Origin of the sequence: Nostoc punctiforme PCC 73102 (assembly GCF_000020025.1) — a bacterium.
Lineage (GTDB): Bacteria > Cyanobacteriota > Cyanobacteriia > Cyanobacteriales > Nostocaceae > Nostoc > Nostoc punctiforme.
This window is the reverse complement of record NC_010628.1, coordinates 4,451,456-4,468,079: the sequence shown is the minus strand read 5'-3', so window position 1 is coordinate 4,468,079 and position 16,624 is coordinate 4,451,456. Positions and strand designations below refer to the sequence as shown.

General features: G+C 42.2%; 9 protein-coding genes and 1 pseudogene. 4 read left to right on the top strand and 6 right to left on the bottom strand.

Going from position 1 to position 16,624, the window contains the following annotated elements; translation table 11 throughout:
• Window positions 1-51: 51 nt before the first annotated feature.
• A complete protein-coding gene (locus tag NPUN_RS42785; RefSeq protein WP_202947512.1) occupies window positions 52-633 on the bottom strand; it encodes a transposase in 582 nt (193 codons plus the stop codon).
• Between the two features lie 184 nt (window positions 634-817).
• Between NPUN_RS42785 and NPUN_RS17970 the strand changes: the two genes are divergently transcribed.
• A complete protein-coding gene (locus NPUN_RS17970) occupies window positions 818-1,066 on the top strand; it encodes a hypothetical protein (protein ID WP_041565494.1) in 249 nt (82 codons plus the stop codon).
• A 139-nt stretch (window positions 1,067-1,205) separates the two neighbouring features.
• Here NPUN_RS17970 and hetF read toward each other — a convergent pair whose 3' ends face one another.
• Window positions 1,206-3,710: a cell division protein HetF gene (gene hetF / locus NPUN_RS17965; protein WP_012409926.1), complete on the bottom strand. Its 2,505-nt coding sequence runs from the start codon at window positions 3,708-3,710 to the stop codon at window positions 1,206-1,208.
• Window positions 3,711-5,607: 1,897 nt separating this feature from the next.
• On the opposite strand from hetF, the gene NPUN_RS17960 reads away from it, so the two are divergent.
• Window positions 5,608-5,931, top strand: coding sequence for a hypothetical protein (locus tag NPUN_RS17960; protein WP_012409925.1), 324 nt, complete (start codon window positions 5,608-5,610; stop codon window positions 5,929-5,931).
• Here NPUN_RS17960 and NPUN_RS17955 read toward each other — a convergent pair.
• Together NPUN_RS17955 and NPUN_RS17950 are read right to left on the bottom strand one after the other, a co-directional pair.
• Window positions 5,928-6,152, bottom strand: a complete 225-nt coding sequence (locus NPUN_RS17955; RefSeq protein WP_012409924.1) for a hypothetical protein — start codon at window positions 6,150-6,152, stop codon at window positions 5,928-5,930. The genes NPUN_RS17960 and NPUN_RS17955 overlap by 4 nt on opposite strands.
• A gap of 113 nt (window positions 6,153-6,265) precedes the next feature.
• Window positions 6,266-8,119 carry a S8 family peptidase gene (locus tag NPUN_RS17950; protein WP_012409923.1) on the bottom strand — a complete coding sequence of 618 codons (1,854 nt, stop codon included), beginning with the start codon at window positions 8,117-8,119 and terminating at the stop codon, window positions 6,266-6,268.
• 121 nt (window positions 8,120-8,240) lie between these two features.
• Here NPUN_RS17950 and NPUN_RS17945 point away from each other — a divergent pair, with 121 nt between their 5' ends.
• Both NPUN_RS17945 and NPUN_RS17940 read left to right on the top strand, forming a co-directional pair.
• Window positions 8,241-8,675, top strand: coding sequence for a hypothetical protein (locus NPUN_RS17945; protein WP_012409922.1), 435 nt, complete (start codon window positions 8,241-8,243; stop codon window positions 8,673-8,675).
• Window positions 8,676-8,944: 269 nt separating this feature from the next.
• Window positions 8,945-13,345, top strand: a complete 4,401-nt coding sequence (locus NPUN_RS17940) for a PAS domain S-box protein (RefSeq protein WP_012409921.1) — start codon at window positions 8,945-8,947, stop codon at window positions 13,343-13,345.
• A 157-nt stretch (window positions 13,346-13,502) separates the two neighbouring features.
• On the opposite strand, the pseudogene NPUN_RS17935 reads toward NPUN_RS17940, so the two are convergent.
• Together NPUN_RS17935 and psbA are read right to left on the bottom strand one after the other, a co-directional pair.
• Window positions 13,503-15,017 (bottom strand): annotated as a pseudogene (locus NPUN_RS17935) (IS5 family transposase).
• Window positions 15,018-15,463: 446 nt separating this feature from the next.
• Window positions 15,464-16,546 (bottom strand): photosystem II q(b) protein, encoded by a 1,083-nt coding sequence (psbA, locus tag NPUN_RS17930; protein ID WP_012408859.1) that lies wholly within the window; start codon window positions 16,544-16,546, stop codon window positions 15,464-15,466.
• Window positions 16,547-16,624: the final 78 nt, after the last annotated feature.

Sequence of the window (16,624 nt, the reverse complement as noted above, 5' to 3'; positions counted from 1 at the left end):
ATTGATACCCAAATAAAACTGGCGGATTCCTGGATAAATATCAATGCTGCTTCAAGGCTGAAATTTTTGTCTTTTCTCTCGGAAGGTTGTGTCCTTTTTTTGACGGAATACAAAGCTGAGATTCTTCCTGTGTAACCACTCCGCTAATTCTATACTATGAAACTCTCTATCGCCAATAATCACTATTTTGTAATTTTTTAACAAGCGAATCACTGGGCGTAAAACTTTTTGTTGCTCTTGGAAGTTACTGCAACCATCTTTTTCTAACAAGTACCAATATATTGGCCATGCTCTTTTTTGGTAAATTACACTTACCATTAGCACATTATTTTCTTTCCATTGTGTTCTATCTAGTGCAATAATTACTTGTGAGCCAGCTTTGATTTGCTTACCAAGTATCTCTTCAATTATGGGAAACCACAGTAACACTACACTCAAAGCATTCAGCGTTAGGAGTCTTTGTAAGTGTCGCCTCCGACTATTTTGCTGTATGGGTAAAGGTAGTGTTGCAGCCAGCCTTTCTAATCTGACTTGTTTTTGATTTTGTAACAACCACACCAACATCTTCAAAGTTATTAACTGTGATTGACTCAGGTATTTCTCTAAAAACTTTTGATAGAATGAGGGCAACATTATGATGACGGTCTTGTTCAATTTACGAGACCGTTCTTTTTTACCATAAAATAGATCTCTAGAAGCGGGTCTGTGACACCTGCATATTTCATTCTCAATAAGCACTCCAGAATAGCCCATTTTTTCAAAGGGTCTGTGCCTTCTAAACCTTTATCTGGCTCGGTTTAGCAACCATTGTCGCCCCTTGAACTTTCTAGCATCAGACTTTATTCACGAGAATGGGTTACCCCCATTATTGAATGCGGCAAAAGCCAAAGGACTCACTATTATTTGGATACCGTTGAGTTTTAGCAGCTATGAAGAAACAGAAATTGAAAAGTATCAATCAGCGCACCCTCCCAATCAACCTTTAGACAGCCTGAACCCAGCACAAGAGAATAAAGCTTGGGTGGGTATCTGTAAGAAGATCAAAGCAGCAGCAATCTCTCGGTAAAAGATAGAGAAGATTTTCTCTCGGTAGTGATGTGTGAAAACGGTGTCTTTGCTCTTAGATGCAAGGTTTGTCTTGATTAGGGATGCTGAAAGTAAAGTTTTTGGTGTGCAAACGATCGCACCACCACAACATATTACTTTTATTCACCTTTTTCCTGAAGGAGCGATCGCCAATCTGCGATCGCCTTCTCCGTCCACAGCCAATTTTTAGCTAATTTATCAACCTGGAAATTTACTGAATCAGAGTTGAGAACCATTTGCCGCAACTTGATCGCTTCATTCAGATACTGTGTCTGCTTCCCACTAGATTGGCTAAGTGCAGATTTATACAGTCCCAGAGCTAAACCAGCATAAGAAGTTAAAGCATCTTCAGGAACTGCCGTCTTTGAATCTGTATTTTGTTCTTTGAGAGCTAAATTCAAAGCTTTGAACCAAGAGTCATTGGCTCGATTTAGATTGCCTTCTGCGTAGTAGGCAAATCCTAAAGCGTTATTATACAAAAGTGATTCTGGTTTAGCTTTTGCAGCAGTTTCCCAGTAACGGCGGGCATCATCGACGCTATAGTTATTGTCTCCAGTCCCGATAGACTGCCAAGCTAATCTTCCCTTATAAAAGTTGACAGATGGATCGTCAACTTGCTTATTTGGAATAAGTTTAAGGGCAGTTTCCGCCGCAGCTAGTGCGCCACGATTGAGTAATTCTTCTACAGCCAACAACCCACCTTGTAAATCTCCCTGGCTCAATTTTTGCGTAGCGCTAGTAGTGACAATTCCAGTGGTTGCTGTTTCTAAATCGATATTTTGCTGTTTTTGGATAGATAAAGAATCGGTGGAAATTGCTGGGATGTTTGGTAGATTTGCCATCTGGGATCGATTTTGCCACCACCAATTTAAACCGATCGCAGCTACTAAGGCACTGATTCCCACAATACCCACAATTGACCACAACTTGCGGCGTTGGGTACGATGTCTTGGTGCGGCTGGTTGCGATGCCTGGGTTGGGCTATGCCTACGCGAAAACTCAGAATTTTGCTGATTTCCTTGAAATTTACCAGTAATTGGAGGTGGCGGTGCCGGGATTTCTCTCCATAAATCTCCTTCTTCTTCCAGAGAAGTCATCTCTTCTGAAATCTGGCTTTGCTGAAAATTATTTTCTAGAATTTGTTGATCCGGTTCAGTTGTAGCTTTTTGGTTATCTAGCTGACGAAACAAATCCGAAACGATCGCAGAATCTTCTTCATAACTTGGGTCATCATACTCAATTTCATCAACGAGATCGCCCCAAGTATCCTCACCCAGCCAGTCTAACCCAGAAGAGTCGCGCGCTAAACCAGCAGGAATCATTTCTTCCATTCCTAAAGGCATATCGTTATCATCTGCGATCGCAGAGTACATCGTGGAAGTTATTCCTAAAGGTGAATTATACTGATCCCGCAAGTCTGTTGTTTCGGATACCTCAATTTCTTCACTGAGAAAACCGTCAGATTCTGGCTGGAGATATAAAATCGGTAATGCCCAGTACATCTGGTGAGAACCATAAGCAGAAATTAATCCTTGGCGTACCCGACTAACGCACAAATCTACGGGATATCCCTGACTCAAGTTGCGGTAAAACAATTGTGTGAGTGTCAATGCCACTTCATCAGGAATACGTTCTGACATAGCCAAAACGCTTCTAATTCCACGCTTCACGAGACTTTCTGCCAGATTACGTTCACCCGTATCTCCAGAAGGATCGGATGCAGCTGTGTACGCCCCCAAGCAGGAATTAAACACTGCCATTTGAATATTATTGTTGACGAGCAGACCTGCCAGATCGTCTCCACTCAAGATTTCCGTTAAGCCAGTTCTGCGACTAACAAGATAAATTTCTCCGCCATTGCCGCCTAAGTTACTATGACCAGAGTAGTGAAGAACTTGGTATCTGCCTTGTTCTAGGGCTTGCGTCAGTTCTTCCCGTCCTGGTTGGTCTAATACAGTAAGTTCAATTTCTGGGAAACGATTGTTACCTTCAGCAACTCGTGATGTTTGACGGTGAAGTTCCGCTTGCAGTTTAATCGCTTCCTGTTTCTGTAAGTCAAGACGGGCTTGATCTGAGGGAGAAGCAATTACCATCAATACTTTCACGCCACCTTGTTCTCGTGTTGTGAAAGTATTGCGCGATCGCAAAGGAGAACCCCCCAAAATGCCACTTTGGAAGCGAGAAAAAGCCACATAAGGCCCAGTAGCCAGAGGGCGATCGCCTGCGTGCATCACTTCCCAAGGTAAACGAGCTAACCTAGTGTCCTTTAGCCCCAAGCGTAAGCGTAGTACTTGTTGGTGATTCTGGGCAATACCTTGGGCAGTAATCCAACTATCTCTGAGAGTGCCTTGAAATAAGGCGTTATAAAATTGTTGACCCAACGCCACCAAGTTAACAGAGTTTCTGGCGATATTGCTTTCGTGCCCACCAGAGGTAAATGGATCTCCCTGCAACACCGATTTCAACGGGTCATTCATCAAATGCCCAGCAGCTATTAACCAATCAGCTACAGGCCAAGTCACCAATTCTTCTGCCAATGGTACCCCAGGCGCGACTTGTTCCGTCCGCACCAAGTAGTCATTTTGCCCTACTGGGGTTACGGAAATGTGAAATTCCTGGGTCACAACTTCTCCTGTCCGCCTCCTAAATCTGGTTTGAAACACGAAAGTTTCAAGTCGATTTGCTCCCTCTGATAATTTAGATGCATCCCACCCCTGAATGTTTCTGATTCGGTGTTGTTTTGCTTTTTCTGCCTTTACAACTTTATCCGGATCGGATTACTTGGATCTAGAACACTTAATTGGTAGATGCACCTTGATCTTCAACTCCCCTAGTTGGCTAACACCTACTAGGGGTTTTTTTCAATTTTGGCAAACAACAGCAACTTTTAACGCAGATATTCTTTACCAAAAAATAGTGCTTAATCCTAGAATACTTGATTACTAGATAGATGTCCCTTGATTTTTAACTCCCCTAATTCAGTTAATATCTACTAGAGTTTCGTAGACACGCCTTTCTAATAAATTTATCCGGAGCATGGTGGTTAAACCTAGAACACTTAATTGGTAGATGCACCCTGATAACTAGCTCCCCTGGTTGGCTAACACCCACTGGGGGTTTTTTTATGAAGGAATTTAGCAGCAATCATTTCTGACGCATCAAATTTTTAAGGCAATGCACTGGTTATTTAATTGATAGATGCACCCTGATAACTAGCTCCCCTAGTTCGCTAACACCCACTGAGGATTTTCTCTGGTGAGCGTCAATTTATCCGGTAGATTGCTCTTTAAGAATCTCTTTTAATCCTCATATAGGCTAGCACCTCCTAAATTCGCGCCAGTACCCCTATGAGTATCATTTACAGATAAACGAGATTCTGAAAGACTTTAGCTTCACTTGAAACCAACATCTGATAACTAACTCCTCTGGTTGGTTAACAACTTTGAGGTTTTTTTCTGGTGAGCAAACAACAATAACTTCAACCTCTGCTATTTTATCCGGTAGCTACCCATTTACTTTAGAAAAGATGATCAATAGATGCACCCTGATAACTTACTCCCCTGGTTGGCTAAAACCCACTGGGGGTTTTTTTCTAGTTACGTAGGCATAGCCCTTCCTAGACATGGCCGTCAACCCTGATTTTTGCCATTTTCCCCGGAAGATACTCGCTGCCCTAGAAAACATTAATGGTAGATGCACCCTGATAACTAACTCCCCTAGTAGACTAACATCATCTGGGGGTTTTTTATTTTAAAAAATAATTAGCCTTTGTCCAAATTATCCGGAGTATGGTGTTAAACGTGAGAACACTTAATTGGTAGATGCACCCTGATAACTAACTCCCCTAGTAGACTAACATCATCTGGGGGTTTTTTATTTTAAAAAATAACTAGCCTTTATCCAAATTTATCCGGAATATGATGTTAAACCTAAGAACATTTAATTGGTAGATGCACCCTGATAACTAACTCCCCTGATTGGCTAATGCTCATCAGGGGTTTTTTTGCATAAACGCGTAGCGGCTTGTCGTTAAACATCGCCCTAGCATTTCCTACTGACATAACTAGAATGCACCACTACTCTGGTTGTCACTTTTGGTAGACCTTGAGTATCTTCCTGCTGCCAGGATAGAACATAACTTGCTCACTCAATTCCTGAATCCCTTTCTTTTTATTGTGAGCTAGAGATGCCACATCAAAATGATTGCTATGATATTTAATCATATTCTTAATTTTTTTTCTATATTTTGGCGTTTAATTATTTGTCTGCCAGCAATCACTGCTTTCAGCTTCCGAGTCAGAGTTTCCTTGGTAACTACATGTGTATCTTTCTTGTTTGTATGTTCAACCTGGGAATGTAGTCCTGAAGGCTCTTCTTCCCAAAAAACATAGAAGCAAGGACGCAGGAAAAGATACTGGATAAGGGTTTCAGCTTTAAGTTGACACTAATAACCAGCTATATGGTAATATTTCATGGCATTATGCTAAAAAACTTTGCTTAGAATCAAAGAGTCGCCAACCCATGAGTTTAGCTGTAATTAAGTTCTCTTCAGAAGAGTGCGGCATCTGCCATAAAATGTCTTTTTACGACAAAAAGGTGGCTGAAGAACTGGGTTTAGAATTTATTGATGTGAAAATGCAGGATACGACTGCTTACCGCAAGTATCGCAAGATTTTATTAACTCAGTATCCCGATAAATCAGAAATGGGATGGCCTACTTACATCATCTGCAATTCTCCAGAAGGGGAATTTCAGATTGTGGGTGAAGTAAAAGGAGGTCATCCCAAAGGGGAATTTAGAAGCCGTCTGCAAGAGGTTCTGGATTCTACAGGTAATCAGAACTAAATTACTTCAAAAGATTTGACCTCTAAGACAGGGCCAATCATGGCAATAGTCATGATATCTTCACGCACCTGTCCTTTTACTTTTGCTTTTTGTCCGGCTTTGAGTAAGTTTTTGTCAGCCCCTTTAAGGATTTCGTAAGTAACGCCCTCTTCTGTAACTAACGCCCATGCGCCTGTGCCTATATCACGGCGTTCGATTGTACCTGTAAGTGTAATGCTCATAAACAGTGCTGAGTTGTGAGTGCTGAGTGGGGAAGTAGGCAGTTAGGAGAGACGCGATTAATCGCGTCTGTACAGGAGTTAGGAGTATCAAGAATTGTTCCCCCATTCCCCATTTATGCGATTTTTTCTTCGTTTTTCAATGCTAAACGAGCCAGTCCATAGCAGATTAGGGCATTAACGATGAGGAAGAGGCGTGATATGTTGCCACTTCCCAAACCCCAAACGGCTGGATCTAAAAATGCACTTACTGTCAAGCAGGCTGCTATACCTAATGTTGAACCAATGGCAAACCATTTCCAACTAGGATTTCCCAGCAGCAATGCCATTAACAAAATGGGAATCAGTACACTGGCAAATAGGGGATTCAACGCATCAGTTCCCTGGAGGGTATTACCTAGTTCGGGAATTGAACTGCCCAAAACCCGGAAAGGCCATTGGGGAAGATCAAAAATATAGATTCCCTTGAGGAAGAATAACCCGGAACTGCCAGCGATTAGTCCACTAGATAAAGACCAACTCCAAGTAAAGGGGAAGTAAACCCGTAAAAACCAAGCCAGTAGATAAGAGCCAACTACCATTAAAATCTTGGGTAATAGTGCCACTGCACCACCATCAATCCAAAAGCCAGGGTTAAGATAGCCGTTATCGCGTAACCACCGAAAGAAGTCTGGAAAACTGATTTGTCCTCCGAAAGCTAGTCTGACTGCTGCTTCTGCATTGAGTTGTCCAGCGCCATAATAGTTCAAACCATCATCTTGGATAACTCGCGCCGACTGCTTGAGGACTTTTAAAACTTCATCTGGTTCTTTGATACCAGCAGCTCTGATTAATGCTGCAACACCAGCAACGTGGGGAGAAGCCATGCTTGTACCCTGGAAGCCCAGAAATACCCCTTCGCCATTTTCGTCGATAGTTTCTTGGAGAATCTTACCAGCTTCACTACCGCCTGGAGCCGAGATATCTACCCCAGCACCAAAGTTAGAATAGGGCGCTCTTTCGCCATCTGGGCCAATTGCCGAAACGCCTATTACATAAGGATATCGGGCTGGATAGCTTGCGCCATTGGTATTTTCATTCCCAGCTGCGGCAATGATAACTACACCTTTTCTATGGGCATACTCGATCGCTTCTTTCATCAACTTGCTTTCACCGCTACCGCCCAAGCTCATATTAATCACATCTGCGCCTTTATCAGCAGCAAATTTAATCGCCTCGGCTATATCGGCAACTGTACCGCCGCCATAAGAACTTAGTACCTTTAACGGCATCAGACTGGCTTCATAAGCAATTCCAGCTACGCCATATTTGTTATTTGTGGCTTGAGCAATAGTTCCGGCAACATGGGTACCGTGGCCGTTATCGTCTTTGGCTTCTTCTCGGTCGTTAACAAAATCATAGCCTTTGACGAATTTTGTCTCATATAAGTCGCGCACCTTAGTAATCCCGGTGTCAATTACCGCAACTGTAATGCCACTGCCTTTGGTTTGACTCCATGCGCCTTCAATACCAATTTTGTGCAAGTTCCACTGCTTGCTGTAATATTGGTCATTGGGGCCAGTTAATGATGGGCTTGTCTCATCATCATTTTCTTTGGGTCTTAAAAATTCTCCTAACCAAGCTTTTTCACCTGGTTGTGGAATCTTTGTATAGATGTAATTTGGCTCAATGAATTCTGTAGCTTGGACGAACTGAGATTTTTTCAGTTCTTGGAGTCGCTGGCGATCTCCTTTGACAATATAAACACGATCTTTTTCTGAAAACTTGTTGTCTAATTGGGGTGTAACGTTGTATTGTTTGGCGATCGCTTGGAGATTCTGTTGCACCACATCTGATGGAATATCTTCCCGAAAATCAAGCAAAATCGTCTCAAACTCTCCTTTAACTGCCATTCCCTGGAAATTCAGGAAACCAAATATGGCAGCTCCCAGCCCAATGACAAACAAGCACAATAATATAAGCTTTCTCATATTAACTCATCACCGCTTTTTGCCAGTTTGCTCACTACCATAACTTATCTCCATCCTTTGTTGGTGGATTTTGCACTTTTAGTTACAAGTCTCACTTCATTACTCAGGACTTTTTGAAACGATGGAACGTGGTCTTTTGTGGTTGCCGCTATTAGTAATGTTTTTCTGGTTGGCTTGGCAAGGCTCGAAGGAGTATCAAAAAGTTGAAGCCTATCGCGCTTGGGCAGAACAGTTTGAACGGGCTAAGTACGATATTTATGCTGTATTAGGTCAAAAAGACAATAATTTGACTTGGGGAAAACCCACGCCTCAAGGACCTATTAAGCTAGAAACATTCTCTTTGCTTGATATTAAGCAAATTAACTTTCTAGTAGATGAGAAATCAGTAGATTTTGATAATATACCGCAGAAAGGTCGTTCTATAGAGCTAGAATTTCTCTTTTCCGAATCTAATAAATCGGTGCGTGTTCCATTTACCGAAATCCCTTTGGCGGCAGAATGGGGTAAGTTTTTGCAAGGGCTATTACAAGACTTGCGAACAGAATCAAACAAGTAGTTATATTGAAGCTACAAGTTCTCGATTATACGGCTGTTTACGATCGGAAAGTTAGATCGGGTAAACGACATAGCCTGCAATTCTGAAATCCTCACAAAGGTGGTTTTTTGCATTATTAATTCTTACTCTAAATTGTTCAATAAAAAATATGCTTCTGGGTAGATGAAAAGTAAGTCAAGGGGTAGCATAAAATACAAAGGCATAGATGATTAAACCGTAAGGAATACGGCACTTTACTACGCTAGATAGATGCGGTTAGAGAACACCAAATGTTAAACGTTAACCGCTTGCGGCTGCAAGGTATATTCAAAATCCCAAGAAATTTACTTGTGGCAAAATTCGCAAGTGTAATACCCATCTTGGTTGGCAGCTTGGTGCTAATTGGCTGGTGGCTTGGAATTGAAGTTCTCAAGCGCGGCTTCCCTAGTAGTCTTGCCACGATGAAAGTCAATACAGCGTTGTGTTTTGTGCTGTCTGGTTTATCATTGTGGCTGTTTTTAAAGGCAGGGAATAAGGGGAAAAGAACGATTCAAAACTATCCTCACCCTTCGACCTTTCGACTTCTCGACTTCCCTACTCTGGTAATTTCCAGGGTCTGTGCAATAGCTGTCACCACAATTGCTGCACTTACACTTTGTGAATATCTGTTCGGTTGGAATCTGGGTATTGATGAGATGCTGTTCCTGGATTCGCCAACTAGTATGACGACATTGTATCCGGGGCGAATGGGGGTAAACACAGCATTCAACTTTATGCTAGTCAGCGTTGCCCTACAGATTCTGATTAATCCAAAAAACCACCGTAGTTATTGGTCTGCTCAAATTATCGCTCTGATCGCTACTTTAATTTCCTTGCAGGCGCTCATGGGCTATGTCTACAAAGTGAAAGTTCTTTACGGACTTGCCCCTTATACAACATCGATGGCTTTACATACAGCGGTGTTGTTCATTTTGCTAAGTATAGGTATTCTGTGGGCGCGGGCAGAACAGGGCTTAATGAGGGTAGTTACAAGTGATACTTATGGTGGCTTACTTGCACGTCGTTTGTTGGTTGCCGCGATCGCAGTACCTTTTGTATTAGGGTGGGTAATTATTGAAGGTCAACGCGCAGGACAATATGATCCGGCTTTTGCAGTATCGGTGTTTGCGATCGTCCTGATTGTGATTTTTACTATTTTGATTTGGCAAAGTGCCAGGGTTATTGAACGCCTCAGCCATCAACGCGATCTTGCTCGGGAAGCACTAAGAACCTACCAGGATAAACTGGGGAGTTTCGTAGATTCTAACGTTATTGGTATTCTGTTTGGCGATGTGTATGGCGGTATCCAGGAAGCAAACGACGAATTTCTCAGGATGATTGGTTACACTCAGGAGGATTTGTCAGAGGGTAGATTAAGTTGGAGCAATATCACACCACCAGAGTATCTATACTTGGATCTGCGAGGTGTCGCCGAAGCACAAAAAAACACTAACGCTACTTGTACGCCCTACGAGAAAGAATATATTCGCAAGGATGGTAGCCGCATCCCAGTTTTAGTTGGTTACGTGCTGTTAGGAGAAAAACGGGAAGAGTCAGTAGCATTTATCCTCGACTTAAGCGAACGTAAGCTTGCAGAAGCAGAGCAACAAAAATTAGTATCGCTGGTAGAAAATAGCTCTGACTTTATCGGTATCGCCACCCTTGAGGGTCAATTACTCTATATAAATGATGCAGGTCAAAAACTGGTAGGACTTGCTAGCCTTGAAGAAGTGAGGCAAAAAGTAGTATTAGATTACTTCATGCCCAAAGACAAAGCCTATTTTCAAAAATATATACTGCCGACTGTACTATCAGAAGGGCGCTGGCAGGGAGAATTCTGCTTTCGGCATCTCCAAACAGGTCAACCAATACCAGTTGATTACAATATCTTCACTGTTACAGACAACAACACAGGTCAGCCAATTGCCTTAGCAACTGTGACTCGTAACATTAGCGAACAAAAGCAGGCTAAAGAAAAAATCTTACAACTAAACAAGGATCTACAGCGCCGCATTACTGAGTTACAAACTTTGTTGGAGGTAATTCCCATTGGAATTGGCATTGCCGAAGATCCACTATCCCAAAATATCAAGGTAAACCCTGCTTTTGCCAAGCAGTTGGGGATATCTTCAAATACAAATGGCTCTCTCAATGTTCCTAGTGATGAAAAATCCACAAGCTTTAAAATCTACCGAGAGGGAAGAGAACTGTCAGAAGAGGAACTGCCAATGCAATACTCTGCTGCTCATGGTGTCGAAGTTGTGGATTGTGAACTTGAGGTAGTTCATGAAAATGGAAAAATTGTCAACCTGTTAGAGTACGTTGCACCTCTGTTTGATGAAGAGGGTAAAACTAGAGGAAGTGTTGGGGCATTTTTAGATATTACGGAGCGCAAACAGGCACAAGAAATACTTCTAAATCAGCAAAAATGGCTGGAAGATGTATTAAATCTGATGCCAAGACCCTTGCTGTTTATCGAACCAGGAACGGCGCGGGTAACTTTTGCAAATCGTTCTGCTAATGAATTAGCTGGGGGCGAATTTCCTAAAGGTGTACCAGCAGAAAATTATCACACAGTTTACCACTATACAGATGCGGCAGGCGATCGCATTCCCAATGAACAAATGCCAGGAGTGCGGGTTGCCCTTGGTGAACGTCTCAATGGATTAGAAGTAGACTGGCATACTCCCTCTGGTGTGCGCTCTCTACTGATATTTGCTGATACCTTGCCAGCAATGCACGGTCATCCGGCTACCTGTATCTTGGTGTTCCAAGAGATTAGCAACCTCAAACAGGCAGAAAAAGCACTCTCGTTAGGTTACAAAAGACTAAAGCTACTATTTGACACAGCTAACGATTTACTCTCAAGCCAAGAACCAGTACTACTAATCGATAGCGTCTACCGAAAACTAAGAGAGCAAATTGGTTTAGATGTTTATTTGAACTATTTGGTTGAGGATAACTCCCAAGTAATGCGACTAGGGTCTTACAGTGGTATTTCTCAAGAACTGGCAAAGGAAATTGAGTACTTGCCATTTGGTCAAGGGGTTTCTGGTACTGTAGCGCTCTCACGCCATTCCATAGCTGTAGAGAATGTGCAGCAATCTACCGACCCGCAAACAGAATTGATTCGCTCATTAGGCATTACTGGTTATTATGCATACCCATTGCTCGCCCAAGGACGGCTGTTGGGTACTCTTTCTTTTGGCAGCCGCACTCGGTTAAGCTTCACGGAAAATCAAAAGGGGATGATGCAAGCAGTATGCGACCAAATAGCGATCGCAATGGAACGGGCTAGTTTAATTGCCTTTTTGCAAAAACAAACTGAGCAGTTACAAGAGGCGAACCGTATGAAAGACGAATTTCTGGGGATATTGTCTCACGAATTGCGATCGCCCCTCAATGCAATTTTGGGCTGGGCGCAACTCCTGCAACGAAGCAAGCTGAGTGAAAGCCAAATGGCTAAGGCTACGGAGACAATTGAGCGCAATGCTAAGGCGCAAACCCAGCTAATTGAAGACTTACTCGATATATCGCGGATGATTAGAGGCAAGTTACACCTCAATGTCAGTACTTGTAATTTGGTTCCGATGATTGAGTCGACCCTAGAGACTGTTAGCCTAGCCGCTCAATCCAAGGAAATCGATTTAAGATTTTCCATCATTTCCTCAAAAGAAACGCGAAATACGCCACTGGGGATACTCCCCGTGGTAACAATCGCGCCAAATTCAGATTTGGGATTAGAAATTAATCACGAAAATGTTGAATCAAGAGAAGCGGAATCCCAAAGCAATCAACGTTCAAAGGACAGCAGCGAAAATTCCCAATTCCTAGTTTCCGGTGATTTTGAGCGTTTGCAGCAAATTATCTGGAATCTGTTATCTAATGCCATCAAATTTACACCGACAGGTGGACAGGTAGAGTTGCAATTGTCAGTGGTAACTGGCGAAGAAAAACAACATATAACAGAGAAATATGCCCAAATTCAGGTGATTGATACAGGTATTGGTATTAGCCCTGATTTTCTCCCCTACGTCTTCGATCGCTTTCGTCAAGCTGATAGTTCTAACACTAGATCTTACGGTGGATTAGGACTAGGATTAGCGATCGTGCTTCATTTAGTAGAATTACATGGTGGTACTGTTCAGGTAGATAGTCCAGGAAAAGATCAAGGAGCAACATTTACAGTCAAGTTGCCACTTTTGAAAAGTCATCTATTCACAGTCTCGCAGCCTCTCCCCGTTGCCTCTTCTCCTCTTCACTTCGTCTCCCTGCTTGGTGTGCGGGTAGTGGTTGTAGATGACCAAACCGATAGCCGTGAATTTATCACCACAGTTCTCGAACAGTGCCAAGCCGAAGTTAAAGCAGTGGCATCAGTTCAAGAAGCATTGCAGGTAATTACAGAATGGAAACCAGATGTTTTAGTCAGTGACATTGGTATGCCCAATGAGGATGGTTACTCTTTGATCCGCAAATTGCGATCGCGATCGCCAGAACAAGGGGGAAATATTCCCGCAGCAGCATTGACAGCTTATGCTAGGGCAGAGGATCGGATGCGAGCTATACAAGAAGGTTACCAGCTACATTTACCCAAACCTATTGAAGCGGCTGAGTTGGCTACAGTAGTCGCTAGCCTTGTTGGACGGACTTAGACAGAATTGGGCATTGGGAAAAATTCTTGCTAGCTCCTGTATACCCTTTTTTGCAATTAGGACTTATACCATTTCTGTATAAAGATACGCTAAACCATATTTAAGTAGGGCTTGCTGAAAAAGTCATAAAAAAGCATTCTTTTGGGTGACTAGTTATTTAAGCAAGGTCAAAGATAAGTTTTTGTTGCCTATAGCTAGCAAAATCATAATGCTTGGTTATGTCAATCGCTAAAAAATGTCTATTTTTCCAAAATAGACATAAAAAGGCACAAAAAAACCGTGACAGGTGAGTAGAAAGATTCATGACTAAAAAAGTAATAGCAATCACAGTTAGAGTTGTATGAGGAAGTTTCGCCATTACTCTACTCAAGCTAAATCTTCTTTTAGCTTGTCCAAATTTGCCTTCAATACAATTACGAATCCTCTCATCTTGTAAAGCTTGCTTCTTTTTTTCTTTACTCACATTTTTTGGCGGTCTTCCTAAAGGAACTCCACTGATTCTAATACCTCTTTCTTTGCACCAAGATCGGTTTTCTCGCTTTGCGATAAATTTTATCAACATGAACAGATTCTGGATAATATCCAGTGTAGTTTTTAAAGGATTCTATTTGTGTTTTTAAGTCTCCTGATTCATTAAAGTTATCCCATCTAATATGGTCTAAAAATGCATATCCATCAAAGTAACTAGCAGATAGTTTAGCGCCAAATTCCACGGCTTTACCCGCTTTTCCTCGGACAATTGGACGGATATGTGGTTGGCTTAAACTTACAATACGGTCATCAATGCTCTGCTTTTTATTTTCATACAGCCATAGTTGTTGACGATATACTTCTGCGACTACCAGCAACATCTTATATTGTCTATTAGTTAAACTTTTTAGAGATGCTCCTGCTACAATTAGCTGGTCAATATAGGATAAGTTTCTTTTAATATATTGGAGTTGTTTTTTAACCGCTTTTCTCCTCTCTTTTTGAGATACACGACGTTTTTTAGCTACTTCTAAGTAGTCTTTCCTAGCTATTTCTCGGTAAGTCCTTGGTTTTTTCTCTAATATTCCCTTTATCTGTTCATAAAGCAAGTCAATTATTCTTTCTGTCTGTTTTCTCGCTTGATTTAATAGGTTTAAATCTGTTGGATAGCTGATATCACTAGGCACACAAGTCGCATCTAATATTAATTTCCCTCGATTTCTTAGCGTATTACCTTGTTCTGCTGCTTTTTCTGTCGATAGCGCAGCGTTAGCGAGTTCGCGAGCGTCTTCTGTTTTTTTTTCGGTGTCAATAGAAGATGCTAACTCTAGCATCTTCTTAACCATTTCTTGATTCACATTATTGACTAGTTCTGCACTGATTCTTTCTCGAAAATGTACTAACATGGATGCGTCAAATGGAGTTTTGTTACTATAAGATGACATCCCTATAAAGTACTGTAAATAAGATTCTCCTTGATTTGCTCTACTGTTTCCCTGTCGCTTATACCTAGTTTCTCTTTAATTATTAATGCACCTAACGCCATCCGAAATGACTTTGCTGGTGCCCCTATCTCTGCGGAGAATCCGGCAGAATATTCCGACTCAAATTCTGTCCAGGGTATTAAATCGGCCATAATTACCCAACGATTATCTGATGATAACTTTCCCTCAAATGGAAGCTCAAAACTTTCTGCTGGAATTGGAGTTGATTCTTCTTTTCAGTACATAGTTAATAATGATACACTATGCTGCGACGAACCACTGTGATGCAAGGATTTTGGGCTATTTTACCTTCTTGTCTTGCACCTGAATATACTTCTTTGGTCTGAGAATCTAGAGACTGCAACCTTTTCTTTTTTTTCAGCAAGCCCTAAGTACAAGACAGAAGAAAGAGAAACGAACCGCAAAGGACGTAAAGGACACAAAGAAAGAAGTTAAAAGGGTTTGGTGCAGCCTCACAAAGAAATGCTATGACGCATTAAGTACGAAATGTAAGGGCAATTCAGCGAAGATTATTTAGACCTTTATCTTTTTTTACTCATAATACTCAGAAAGCGAAACAAGAAGAATACATATAAGTAATAAAGCGCCCTCGCGAGCTGGGAGGGCGCTTTATTATTTAGCTAATAGAGTTAATGTTTGAAAATTAACCGTTGATAGCAGGAGCAGAAAGAGCAACAGGAGCAGATTGTGCAGATGCCAAATCTAGAGGGAAGTTGTGAGCGTTACGCTCGTGCATTACTTCCATACCGAGGTTAGCGCGGTTGATTACATCCGCCCAAGTTGCAATCACACGACCTTCAGAGTCAATGATTGATTGGTTGAAGTTGAAACCGTTCAAGTTGAACGCCATTGTGCTTACACCCAAGGCGGTGAACCAGATGCCGATTACAGGCCATGCTGCGAGGAAGAAGTGCAGTGAACGGCTGTTGTTGAAAGAAGCGTATTGGAAGATTAGACGACCGAAGTAGCCGTGAGCTGCAACGATGTTGTAGGTTTCTTCTTCTTGACCGAATTTGTAACCGTAGTTAAGGGACTCGGTTTCGGTGGTTTCACGAACTAGTGAAGAAGTTACTAGACTTCCGTGCATTGCAGAGAACAAGCTTCCACCGAATACACCAGCTACACCTAGTTGGTGGAAGGGGTGCATCAAGATGTTGTGTTCTGCTTGGAACACGATCATGAAGTTGAATGTTCCTGAGATTCCTAAAGGCATACCATCAGAGAACGAACCTTGTCCGATGGGGTATACCAAGAATACTGCGGTTGCTGCTGCTACTGGAGCAGAATATGCGATCGCAATCCAAGGACGCATACCTAAGCGGTAGGATAGTTCCCATTCACGACCTAAGTAGCAGAATACGCCAATCAGGAAGTGGAAAATTACCAATTGGTAAGGACCACCGTTGTACAACCACTCATCTAAGGATGCTGCTTCCCAAATTGGGTAGAAGTGCAAGCCGATAGCGTTGGAGGAAGGTACTACTGCACCGGAGATGATGTTATTTCCGTAAATCAAGGAACCTGCTACTGGTTCGCGGATACCATCAATGTCTACTGGAGGTGCGGCGATGAAGGCGATTACGAAGCAAGCAGTTGCGGCTAGTAAGGTGGGGATCATGACTACGCCGAACCAACCGATGTAAATCCGGTTGTTGGTGCTGGTGATCCACTCACAGAATCTATCCCATACGTTGGCGCTTGAGCGCTGTTGTAAGGTTGTTGTCATTGTTTTATAAGTGCGGTTAGTGATTTATGAATCAGGCTCGTTTGTCTTTGCCTGTGAATACACTTTACAATGCTTTAC

What these genes read in the sequence shown, in the direction of transcription:
- NPUN_RS42785 (WP_202947512.1), bottom strand. Translation starts at nt 633, where the DNA reads ATGTTGCCCTCATTCTATCAAAAGTTTTTAGAGAAATACCTGAGTCAA.
- NPUN_RS17960 (WP_012409925.1), top strand. Translation starts at nt 5,608, where the DNA reads ATGAGTTTAGCTGTAATTAAGTTCTCTTCAGAAGAGTGCGGCATCTGC.
- NPUN_RS17955 (WP_012409924.1), bottom strand. Translation starts at nt 6,152, where the DNA reads ATGAGCATTACACTTACAGGTACAATCGAACGCCGTGATATAGGCACA.
- NPUN_RS17950 (WP_012409923.1), bottom strand. Translation starts at nt 8,119, where the DNA reads ATGAGAAAGCTTATATTATTGTGCTTGTTTGTCATTGGGCTGGGAGCT.
- NPUN_RS17945 (WP_012409922.1), top strand. Translation starts at nt 8,241, where the DNA reads ATGGAACGTGGTCTTTTGTGGTTGCCGCTATTAGTAATGTTTTTCTGG.
- NPUN_RS17940 (WP_012409921.1), top strand. Translation starts at nt 8,945, where the DNA reads ATGTTAAACGTTAACCGCTTGCGGCTGCAAGGTATATTCAAAATCCCA.
- psbA (WP_012408859.1), bottom strand. Translation starts at nt 16,546, where the DNA reads ATGACAACAACCTTACAACAGCGCTCAAGCGCCAACGTATGGGATAGA.